The following is an 8,893-nucleotide window of genomic DNA, read 5'->3' on the forward strand; positions in this document are numbered from 1 at the left end:
CCATGTCAGCGCGCGTCCGCGACGCTTGCCCCAATGACCAAGGTCCGCTGTCTACTTGTGCAACCAGCATTCGGATTCAGCGGACCCCACCGCATCAAAGATGAGAATCGATATTCTGAACCTTCCGCTTTCCTGCAATCGCCAAGGCAATAAGCTGTAGAATCGCCCGGTCCCGTATGTCAAATCAATGACGATATGTGGGCGAAAAAAATAAAAGGGACGGAACATGAACGCGCAGGATATCGTGAGGGCGATTCAAGGCGGCTTGATCCAGGAAGAGAGACTGGTCAAGCTCGATACACCACTTGGGTCCAACGTGCTGTTGCCGCAACGCGTCGCGGGATGGTCGCGCATTGGCCGGCATTTTGAGTTCACACTCGATGTCCAGTCGACCAGCAGCAATATCAAGCTGAAGCAGTTGATTGGTCACCCGGTCACCCTCTGGCTTCAGCAGGCCAATCGATCCTATCTCCCCCGCCATGGGTATGTGTATTCGGTTAGGCGGCTCGGATCAGAAGGCGGATTGACCAGTTATCAGATCCGTTTTGCGTCGTGGATGAATTTCCTTAAATTCCGCCGCGACCAGCGCATCTGGCAGGACAAACCAGTCGATGAAATCCTCACCGATGTTTTCAATGCGCATTCCCAGGCGAAAGGCCAGTTCCGATTTGCGATTTCGAAACCGCTTGAGCCGCGTTCGTACTGCACGCAATACGAGGATGACTGGACCTTTGTTCACCGGTTGATGGAGGCCGAAGGACTGTTTGGTATCTGGGCACAAGCCGAGGACGGCAAAGCACACACGCTAACCATCAGCGACCGCCTGGACACGTGTGAACCGCTCGCCCCGCAGTCCGTGTCATTCTCGAACGACGGCATGAACAGCGAGGTCGACGCACTGCTGCACTGGTCGGGCATGCGAAGCTTGCATAGCGCCGTGCTGGCGACGCGCACGTTTGATTACAAAAGCCCATCGTCGCTCGCCAATCCGAAAGGCACCCATGTGCCCACGGTATCGCACGAGTTGCCGGAGGAACTAGAAGTCTACGAATACACCGGCCCGTATACATACCTGAAGGACGATCGCGGCGAGCACCTGACCAAAATCCGCATGGAGGAATGGGAGTCGCGCGCAAAACGGTTCTATGGCACGGGCGGCCTGCGTGGAGTGGATGCCGGACGATGGTTCGAACTGGTGGGGCACCCGGAGCATGACCGGGATTCCGCCGCCCGACGCGAGTTCGTCGTCATCGAAGCCGCTTGGTTGATTGAAAACAATCTGCCGGGATCCAGCCATCATGCGAATTTGCCCGGCAGCCTGCAAGGCTGGCTGGCAAACGCGACTGGAACGGCTAGTGTCACTCATCCGGACGGTTCCACGGGCTTTTATTCGGTCGAGATCGAAACCCAACGCAAATCCGTTCCCTTCCGCAGTCCGTTCGAACACGCCAAGCCCGTCATGCAAATGCAGACGGCAACCGTCGTCGGGCCGCGGGGCCAGGAAATCTATACCGACGAGTTGGGCCGCGTGAAGGTCCAGTTCCACTGGGACCGAATCGGCCAACGCAACGAACGCAGTTCGTGCTGGGTGCGTGTCGCGCAGCCGTGGGCAAGCGGCGGCTTCGGTGGAATCCAACTCCCCAGAATCGGTGATGAAGCGGTCGTCTCGTTCCTCGATGGCGATCCAGACCGGCCGATCATCACGGCCCGCGTCGGGAACGGCACGAATCGACCGCAGTGGAACCTACCCGACCAGCACCCGCTATCGGGATTCGTCAGCAAGGAAATCGGCGGGGTGCAGAACAACGTCTGGCTGAAGGACGACACCCAAGGGCAAGTACAGACGCAGATACGCAGTGACCATCTCGAATCAGGCTTCCACGCGGGCTATATCACGCGCGTAAGCGAGCCGGCCGGTCGCGGGGAAAAACGCGGCGAAGGAGTCGAACTGCGCACCGACGGCAATGCGGCCGTGCGCGGCGCACGCGGGCTCCTGCTGACGACTCATCCTCGCCTCGGCGCGACTGGCGACGCGTTCAGCGTCGATGAAGTCAACCTTCAGTTGGCAAACGCTCAGGACACCGCCGCGAGCCTCGCGCAGTCCGCGCAATCGGCGGGCGCGCAGGACGGCGAGCAAAAAACGGTTGCCGGCACACTGAAAGCGCAGGCGAAAGGCATCCAGGGCGGCGGAACATTGAAACAGTTCGAGCAGCCGCATCTGGTATTGGCGAGCCCTGCCGGTGTCGCTACCAGTACGCCGGAACAAATTCACCTGAGCAGCGGCAAGAGCACGGCCGTTACGACCGGTGAGCACGTCTCCGTGAGCACGGGCGGCGGCTTCTTCGCGAGCGCGCGCCGGGCCTTGCGCTTATTCGTTGCCGAAGCTGGCATGCGACTCATTGCAGCCGCAGGCGATATCGATGTGAAGGCGCTCAAGGACAGCATCAACCTACTGGCGAAAATCAACGTGACTGTCACGGCCAATAAAATCACGATCAGCGCCCAGCAGGAAGTTGAAATCAACGGTGGCGGCAGCTATACCCGCTGGACAGCCGGGCAGATCAAGAGCGGTACGTCGGGCGGTTTTGAAGTGCACTCGGCGAGTCGCACGTTCACCGGACCGGATAGCGTTAGCACTCCGAATATTCCAGCGTTGCCACCAGAGAAGGAGCAGTTGCATTTCGCGTTGGGTGCGCTGCCCGGCGAAGCGCATCAATACGTGAGCGAACCATACGACCTGTACAAGCGTGGCGCAAAAATCGGCCAAGGTGTGACGGATGAATTCGGACGCGTCGTGGTGAAAGATCATGAGGCTGGTACGCAGGCCTATCAGGTCAAGCTCGCCAACGGCGGCCAGTTTGATCTGAAAGTCAAGGACGCGCTCCATGGCGATCCCGATCACACCGACCAGCGTACCAACCGAGGCGAACGGCTGGATGGATAAGCGCCTCTTGAACCACTGACAATGAAGACGCGAACATGGCCGACTCTATCTTGAAATCCCAAAATCCGACATCCGTCGCGATCGACGAGCAATCCCGAGCAGCAAAGTCATCGGCACAATGGTTGTTGGAAAAGCGCAAGGATATTGCGCCGATCACTTATGAAAACCACCTCGAATTCCTGGTCTGCGGTGAAGAAGGATTCGCGAACATCGCGAATGACCTGAAGCTCGCGAAAGGTTCCGTCAACCTCTGCTGTTGGGGCTTCGACCCAGGCATGGAACTGATCCGCGAAAAAGGTAAAACGAAATGGCCTCGCGGCCAGACGTATGGCCAACTGCTTGAAGAAGTCGCGAACAAAGGCGTCACTGTGCGGCTGATGGTCTGGTACGACGAGACGGGCTCGGCCAAACAGAACAATGTCCCAGGCTACTCCGACACCGGGCACAACCCGATTACCCATCTCCCCGCTTTTCTCGTAGGTACGTCCAAATCTCCTTACGACAGCAAGGATCGCCAGCAACACTGCATCGAGTGGTGGAAGACGCACTATCCCAAGGGTAATTGCAGCGGAACGAACAAGCACCTGCTGGTCACTTTCCGCTCCGTCGATTCGGCGGATGCCGCGCACGCGCTGGCTGATGAGGAGTTCAAACCGCAAGACGGCATCTTGCCGACCAACGAACGCCCTCTGATGACGGACTATCCGACCCACCATCAGAAACCGATCGTGATCGACTACGACTACAACAACGGCTCCAAAGCGGTCGGCTATGTGATGGGATTGAACTCCGTGACCGACTACTGGGACACGACGAAGCACGCTATCGATGATCCTCTACGGGAACTACTGGCAAGTAAAACCCTGGAGGCGGAACAGGCTCACGAGCAAGCAACGCTGGATCAAGCACCTACAAAGGGTTATAAGCACGTCCGCCCCTATCAGGACTATGCATGCCGCCTGTACGGCCCGGCGTTGAAGCGCGTGTATGACAACTTTGCACTGGACTGGAATCACTACGCCCCTGATACGCACCGGATGCCGGAGCTTACGGAGATACCGAGCAATATTCAAAAGGTTCCTGAAAATGCCAACCATGCAGTGCAGATCGTTCGTACCCATCCTCGGGATAAGGATAAGACGATCAAGGAACTGTACATTCATGCGAGTTCCTGGGCGCGCAACTATATCTATATGGAGAATCAGTATTTCTTCTATCCGACATTCGCGCAAAAACTGAAATCGATACGACAAGATCACTGGAAGGCCTGGGCTGAAAAATCGGGACGTCCAAGCAGCGAGATGGGAATCCTGTATATGTTCATCGTCATCCCGCATCCAGAGGATGACGGAATGATTCCGCGCACCTATGACATGCTGACCGAATTGGGCGCGAGCGATCCGACAGCGAATAACCCGGCAATGTCCAATCAGCGGACTTACGACAAAGAAAACCATCGGTCTCAAGACTATCCGGATGCGAAGACTGTTTCGTACAAACGAGACACAGGGGTGGGTCCAGTCACTTCGGAGATCAAGGTTCTTGATCATCCCAGCGTGCAGGAATTGGCATCAACGTATGGCATCAAGGTCAGTATTGCTCGACTGCGTGCAAGTGGACCGATCCCCGGCCACGATATGGCCTACCGTGAAATCTACATTCACTCGAAGCTGATGATCGTCGACGATGTATTTATCACAGTAGGAAGCGCGAACATGAACCAGCGCAGCATGACGGCGGATAGTGAGATCAACATTGGTGCGACTGGATTGGAGTATGCTGCCCCATTGCGGGAAAGAATATTCAAGCTGCATTCTGGCGGTGATATCTCTGGCAGCGGGGACTTCAAGGAAATTCCTAACGTATTTGAGGATTGGAACAGACGTATGGCGAAAAATCGTAATGTCTGGAAAGGCGGGACAGCAGCGCTCAAGGGTTTTCTGCTTCCGTTTGAGGATCACCGCGCCACAGGCACGATGCACGCCCAAGTGACCATTCCGTCGACGTCAGACACATCGGCCCTTGCCTGAGATGAATCGATCCAACGCAAAATTCATCGGCCTCGTTCTGCGACTTCTATTCGCCAGCCTCTGTGTGCTGACCGCGGATTCGCAGGCTAGCCCTTTTACAGCACAGACCAGCAAGCTGAGTGCATCCATGTCCGACCTGCCACGTTACGAAAAACTGCCGTTGTTCAGCCCGCACCGCAAGACCTTCACATGCGTGTATCAGGACCAGCACGTACCGCCTGTCGATCCCCAAGCTGAATTGTGGTTTCAGCAGGCGTTGGCGCTTGATAACCCGAGCATTGATTACAACAAGCGAGATTACGGGAAGATTTATCAACTCTACATGCAGGCTGCCGAGCGCAATCACTGGAAGGCCATGCTTAATATCGCCTCGCTGATATTGAGCGATCGTCAGGGGGTGCCAACCCATGATCCGGAAACCGCCATCCGCTGGGTGGAACAGGCAATGAAACTGGGCGTGCCTGACGCCTACGACATGATGGGCATCTACCATCAGAATGGGCTGATCAAGGGTGGGGATGCCACCAGTGCCTATGCCTTCTTCCAGCGCGCTGCCGATATGGGCAGCCCATCCGCACAAACATTTATCGGAACAAAAACGGATGCGGCACATGACGACCCGGGCGGTGAATTCTGGGGCAATCTGCCTATCGCGACACAAATGCTGGAGTGTGCCTTCGCACAAGGATTTGGGGATGCGGCCGATGAGTTGGGACTAGTTTACGCGAGGGACAATACCTCCGAAGGTAAAACGCGCGCTCTAAAAATTTTGCACGACGGTGTAAAACTCGGAAGTGCCAAATGCGCGCATAGTCTGGCACCGGAGTTTCGGGGCCTAGACCTCACCGACGGCACCAACCTAGTCGGCCATATCGACAAGGCGCGTGCGGAACGTTACAGCAAGCTTGGGGATGCGCTCGAGTTTTATCAGGGCCGCCTGAAGTTGCCGAATCTCGACAAGGTACTGCCGTTGCCTCCCGCACCGTTGCCGAAATGGGATGGCAAAGTACAGACGTTGATCGACGGCGCAAAGGCTGTGACCCCGCCCACCAAACCGCAGAAAAGCGCAGCGCTGCAAGGTCGCGAATTCATTCCGAGCGGGTATGCCGTGGCGGCACGAGAACAAAGCACGATGGTCGTCACGGGCAACGATCCGGTACCGCTCGACGGCTATTGGCTCGCGCTGTATGGTCCGCCATCGGCCGCCAAGGCCGACCTGATTCCCGCCCGTCAGAACACGCCGGAGCGCTATCAAATCGGTGAACGCTTTGGGGCGCCGTCATTCGACTGGCTGGCAGCAGACCGGGTGCAGTGGCATTACCTTGGCGAAGCCTATCCCCTGCCCCCGCAACGGTACGATTTTATGAAGCACATGATCGAAACCGGCCAGCTGCGCGAAGTCCCCGAGCCCGCTTCACAAGTCCGATGCACCGGTCAACAGCGTTGCCCGCTAACTGGAATATGGGAAAGTCGCGTGGCTGCGGAGCACCCAATGGCAACGCTTTACAATCGATGGGATCGTCAAGCGTTCGTCGAGAAAGACGAGCCATTTCCGCATGCCGGAGACAATTTCCTCGATGTCGCCATGACGGATGTGCAATGGACGTACCTAGGCAGTCCGAACGTAGAAACCGGTATGCCTGGCATCTACACAATTGGTTTGTAGGCGCACGGGTCAGCCACGCTGCGATATGCGAGAGGGAAAAAAATGGTTCGTCAGGTCATTGTGGTGGGTGATACGCTTGCGCCGCACGGGGGCACCGTTACGACAGGTTCGAATGCCGACGTGGTAGACGGTAAGTCGATTGCCCGCAAAGGCGATACGGTCGAATGTCAGGAGCATGGAACGCAGACGATCGCTGAGGGTGACGCGAACGGTATGATCGGTGGCGCTCCGGTTGCGTTGCATGGACATCGGGTGACATGCGGCTGCACGTTGGTTAGTCATTCAACCACCGTGTCGTGGTCCTGAGCGGAACAGGAACGCCTCCCCTCGGAACAATCGCATAGAAGCAAAGAGTGGCCGGCACCGGTGCATACGGGGTCCCGTTTACGGTCGCTCTGTCGTCGGTCACACTCGACTCCCGCAAGGTTCGGCAGGGCGTGTTCTCCCGCCCGATGGCATTCAAGATGCCGATCGTGCATGGCGACACGCGCGTCCTGGCACATTCCTCGGTCTGGGCAGCATGAACGTGCCCTCGGCCGATTCCTACGTGATGCGGTTCGTCGCGGTCAGCATGGCGCATCTCGAACAACTGATCGAGCGCATCAACCTGTACGGCGAAACGCGCACGTCGATCGTGATGTCGACGCCGCTGCCGGCGCGCGGGCTCGCGCGTCCGGCTGCCGCGAGCAAAGGCGGTCGGGGGTGACACGATGCCCCGCGCCGCGCGATGCTGTGCCATGCGCACCTTGCACGAACCGGACAACCTCCCATGTCAGTGATCGGACTCAATCATTACAACCTGCGCGCGGATCGGGCGACGCTCGATACGCTACGCGATTTCTATGTGAACGTCGTCGGCCTCGAGCCGGGCTATCGTCCGCCGTTCCAAAGCGACGGCTACTGGCTCTATGCAGGGGGACAGGCAATCCTCCACCTGTCGGAAGCGCGGCCCGGCGAGGTGCGGCCATCGCACGTCGTCAATACGTTCGACCATATGGCGTTTTCATGCGAAAACGCCGCCGACATGGAACGGCGTCTCGCCGGTGCGCAGGTCCGGTACTCGCGCAGGTACGTGCCGCTCACCAACCAGCTCCAGTTGTTTTTCGTCGATCCGGCCGGCAATGGCGTCGAGCTGACCTTCGCCGAGCCCGACCGCGATTCCGGTGACGGGCCGGGTTAGCACGCGCGGTTCGCGCCGGCGATTCGTTCGTGCCGCCATGGCGTTGACGCCGCGCCGTGCGCCGGTTGGCCGCGCTGACGATCAGTACGGCCCCGTCACCTGCCGACGGCTCCGCCGAGCAAGCCGCCGACGAGCGACGTGACCGGCGCGAGCGGATTGCTCGTACCGCCCGACGTCGCAACGCCAGTCGCACCGGTGCCGGGACCGTTGTGCACGGTCGCCGGTATCCCACCGACCACACTCGTCACCAGGCCTGCAACCGGCGCGACGCCATTTGCTCCGTTCGGATTCACGAGACCGCCGGCGTTGGTCACCGTATTGCCGACCGCCCGGACGAGCTGCCCGACATCGCCGACAACCGGCTGTGACGAGGCCGCCGACACCTTCGTTCCGGCCGACGTGATCGCCCCGCCGCCCTGCGCGAGCAGGCCGGCGACCGGCTGGCCGAGGCCGGTCGCCGTGCCGACTTGTTGGGTGAGGCTGCCGGCCGTCGTCACGAGCGGCGTGATCGCCGACCCGGCCGTCCGGGTCGCCTGCTGCACCGGACCCGACGCCACGGTCGAGCCGACCGTGGCGCCCGCCGACCGCAGCCCTTGGGCGGCCGTGTCGAGCAGGCCGCCGACCGGCGTCGTGATCGGCGCGAGCGGCGACAGCGGGCCCGCGCCGAGCGCCCTTACCGTCTCGCTCAGGCCCAGGACGGGATTGCCCGTGGCGCTGACGACGGTGCCGAGTCCGGTGACTGTCCTGCCGACCGGGTCCGGCGTGATGCCGATCTGGCTGATCCCACCGCTCACCGCGTTCGCCGTGTCGCGGATGATCGAGCCGACACCGGTGATCGTCGCGCCCGGGCCCGCGGTGATGCTCTTGCCGACACCCGGCAGACTCACCTCGCCGACCGTGGTGCCGGCGTCCATCACGACCTGACCGACCGTGCTGACGATGCCGTTCGTACCGGGCGCGCCGCTGGTGCCCCAACCGCCGCTCGTTGTTCCGCTGGTTCCGCTGGTTCCGCTGGTTCCGCTGGTTCCGCTGGTTCCGCTGGTTCCGCTGGTTCCGCTGGTTCCGCTGGTTCC

6 protein-coding genes and 1 pseudogene are annotated in these 8,893 nt (G+C 59.6%); 6 read left to right on the forward strand and 1 reads right to left on the reverse strand.

Annotated elements, in window-relative coordinates; all coding sequences use genetic code 11:
- Positions 1-226: 226 nt before the first annotated feature.
- The 6 genes and pseudogenes from SB786_RS27260 to SB786_RS27285 all read left to right on the forward strand — a co-directional run bounded on the left by SB786_RS27260 (position 227) and on the right by SB786_RS27285 (position 7,820).
- Positions 227-2,944 (forward strand): type VI secretion system Vgr family protein, encoded by a 2,718-nt coding sequence (locus tag SB786_RS27260; RefSeq protein ID WP_410730194.1) that lies wholly within the window; start codon positions 227-229, stop codon positions 2,942-2,944.
- A gap of 35 nt (positions 2,945-2,979) precedes the next feature.
- The gene (locus SB786_RS27265) at positions 2,980-4,974 is read left to right on the forward strand and encodes a phospholipase D-like domain-containing protein (RefSeq protein ID WP_410730195.1); all 1,995 of its coding nucleotides are present in this window, start codon (positions 2,980-2,982) and stop codon (positions 4,972-4,974) included.
- A gap of 127 nt (positions 4,975-5,101) precedes the next feature.
- Positions 5,102-6,640, forward strand: coding sequence for a DUF6396 domain-containing protein (locus SB786_RS27270; protein ID WP_410730196.1), 1,539 nt, complete (start codon positions 5,102-5,104; stop codon positions 6,638-6,640).
- A 42-nt stretch (positions 6,641-6,682) separates the two neighbouring features.
- Positions 6,683-6,946 carry a PAAR domain-containing protein gene (locus SB786_RS27275; protein ID WP_410730197.1) on the forward strand — a complete coding sequence of 88 codons (264 nt, stop codon included), beginning with the start codon at positions 6,683-6,685 and terminating at the stop codon, positions 6,944-6,946.
- Between the two features lie 217 nt (positions 6,947-7,163).
- Positions 7,164-7,346 (forward strand): annotated as a pseudogene (locus tag SB786_RS27280) (AsnC family transcriptional regulator); the annotation flags it as partial.
- A gap of 63 nt (positions 7,347-7,409) precedes the next feature.
- Positions 7,410-7,820 (forward strand): VOC family protein, encoded by a 411-nt coding sequence (locus SB786_RS27285; protein WP_410730198.1) that lies wholly within the window; start codon positions 7,410-7,412, stop codon positions 7,818-7,820.
- Positions 7,821-7,915: 95 nt separating this feature from the next.
- Here the strand turns inward: SB786_RS27285 and SB786_RS27290 are convergent.
- Positions 7,916-8,893: collagen-like triple helix repeat-containing protein (locus SB786_RS27290; RefSeq protein WP_410730199.1), on the reverse strand; the 978-nt coding region annotated here is incomplete at its 5' end.

This window comes from Burkholderia sp. SIMBA_062 (assembly GCF_046534765.1).
Taxonomy (GTDB): Bacteria; Pseudomonadota; Gammaproteobacteria; order Burkholderiales; family Burkholderiaceae; genus Burkholderia; species Burkholderia ambifaria.

Coding starts and splice junctions, on each gene's coding strand:
- SB786_RS27270 (WP_410730196.1), top strand. CDS start 5,102: ATGTCCGACCTGCCACGTTACGAAAAACTGCCGTTGTTCAGCCCGCAC.
- SB786_RS27285 (WP_410730198.1), top strand. CDS start 7,410: ATGTCAGTGATCGGACTCAATCATTACAACCTGCGCGCGGATCGGGCG.
- SB786_RS27265 (WP_410730195.1), top strand. CDS start 2,980: ATGGCCGACTCTATCTTGAAATCCCAAAATCCGACATCCGTCGCGATC.
- SB786_RS27275 (WP_410730197.1), top strand. CDS start 6,683: ATGGTTCGTCAGGTCATTGTGGTGGGTGATACGCTTGCGCCGCACGGG.
- SB786_RS27260 (WP_410730194.1), top strand. CDS start 227: ATGAACGCGCAGGATATCGTGAGGGCGATTCAAGGCGGCTTGATCCAG.